The sequence below is a fragment of the Streptomyces pseudogriseolus genome, assembly GCA_002154585.1.
GTDB lineage: Bacteria > Actinomycetota > Actinomycetes > Streptomycetales > Streptomycetaceae > Streptomyces > Streptomyces pseudogriseolus.
This window is the reverse complement of the sequence record MUNG01000499.1, coordinates 1-1842: the sequence shown is the minus strand read 5'-3', so window position 1 is coordinate 1842 and position 1842 is coordinate 1. Positions and strand designations below refer to the sequence as shown.

Annotated in this window: 1 protein-coding gene and 1 pseudogene; one reads left to right on the top strand and one right to left on the bottom strand. The window is 73.9% G+C overall.

The genetic code is table 11. From position 1 onward, the window contains the following. A partial coding sequence (locus CCN29_RS31790; RefSeq protein ID WP_442538602.1) for an ABC transporter ATP-binding protein occupies positions 1-1239 on the bottom strand: 1239 nt, incomplete at its 3' end. A 141-nt stretch (positions 1240-1380) separates the two neighbouring features. On the opposite strand from CCN29_RS31790, the pseudogene CCN29_RS31785 reads away from it, so the two are divergent. Continuing rightward, positions 1381-1842: pseudogene (locus CCN29_RS31785) on the top strand (TIGR00374 family protein); the annotation flags it as partial.

Here is a 1842-nt window from a genome sequence, read left to right as displayed (position 1 = left end):
GACGAGGGCGACGGTCCGCCCGGGTTCGGCGCGGAAGGAGATGCCGTGCAGGACCTCCTCGCCCCCGCGCGTGTCGAGGGCGGCGACCTCTTCCAGGGAGGCGAGGGAGACCTTGTCGGCGGACGGATAGCCGAAACGGACGTCGTCGAACTCCACGGCGACCGGACCCTCGGGCACCTCGCGGGCGTCCGGCTTCTCCCGGATCAGCGGGTCCAGGTCCAGCACCTCGAAGACCCGCTCGAAGCTCACCAGCGCGCTCATCACCTCCAGCCGTGCCCCGGCCAGCGAGGTGAGCGGCGCGTAGAGGCGGGTGAGCAGCAGGGCGAGGGCGACGACCGCGCCCGCGTCGAGGGCGCCGGACAGGGCGAGCCGGCCGCCGAGGCCGTAGACCAGCGCGAGGGCGAGGGCGGAGACGAGGGTGAGCGCGGTGATGAACACCGTCTGGGCGGTGGCCGTCCGTACGCCGATGTCCCGCACGCGCCGCGCCCGCACCGCGAACTCCTCGGACTCCTCCTCGGGCCGCCCGAACAGTTTCACCAGGGTGGCGCCGGGCGCCGAGAACCGCTCCGTCATCCGGGTGCCCATGGCCGCGTTGAGGGCGGCGGCCTCGCGCTGGAGGGCGGCCATCCTGCGGCCCATGCGCCGCGCGGGGATCACGAACACCGGGAGCAGGACCAGCGCGAGGAGGGTGATCTGCCAGGACAGGGTGAGCATCACGCCGAGGGTCAGCGCCAGGGTGACGACGTTGGACACCACGGTGGACAGGGTGGTGCTGAACGCCCGTTGGGCTCCGATGACGTCGTTGTTGAGACGGGAGACGAGCGCGCCCGTACGGGTGCGTGTGAAGAACGCGACCGGCATCCGCTGCACGTGGTCGAAGACCGCCGTCCGCAGCCCCAGGATGAGATCCTCGCCGAGCGCCGCCGACAGCCGGCGGCCGAGCACGCCGAGGACCGCCTCCACCACCGCGATCAGCGCGATGAGCAGCGCCAGACGCACCACCGTGTCCGGGTCGCCGCCGGACACGACGGTGTTCACCACCCGTCCGGCGAGCACGGGGGTGGCCACAGCGAGCGCCGCGGTCGCCGTGCCGAGCAGCAGGAACAGGATCAGTTCGCGGCGGTGCGGGCGGGCGAAGGCGCCGATGCGCCGCAGGGTGTCCCGGGTGACGGGCCGGCGCTCGTCCTCGGCGGTCATGACGCTGCGCAGCTGCGCCCACGCGGTGGTCTCCATGCTCATGAGGGCGACGCTAGGACCTCGACCATGATTGAGGTCAAGGAGGCTCCAACCCCGCCGCCCCGGCCCGCGGGTGGGGGCCGTCGCCGTGCGTCCGGCCCGTCGCAACCCTCCGTTCGCGTGCGTCGTTCACCCTCTGTGGACATGACGGTGACGATCCGCCGGGTGCTGTGCGTGCTGCCGCTGCTGCTCGTGGCCGTGGTCGCCGTACGGCAGCGGGAGGTGCTGGCCGACGGGCTCGGTCTGGTGACGACCGCCCGGTGGCCGTGGCTGCTGGCCGCGGCCGGCGTGACGTGTCTGACCTGGCCGGCCGCCGCGTGCACCCGGCAGGGCGCGGTGCTCGAGCGGCTGCCCGGACGGCGGCTGCTGGCCGCGCAGTTCGCGGCGGGCGCGGCGAACCACCTGCTGCCCACGGGGCTCGGGGCGAGCGCGGTCAATCTGCGGTTCATGACGGTGTGCGGGCTGACCCCCGCGCGTTCCTCGGCCGCGCTGGCCCTGTATCTGCTGGCGGAGTGCGTCGGGCGGGTGGGGCTGCTGGGCGCGCTGCTGGTGGCGTTCCCCGACGCGCTGCCGTTCGGGTCGCTGCTGCCGGACGAGGCGCCGGCC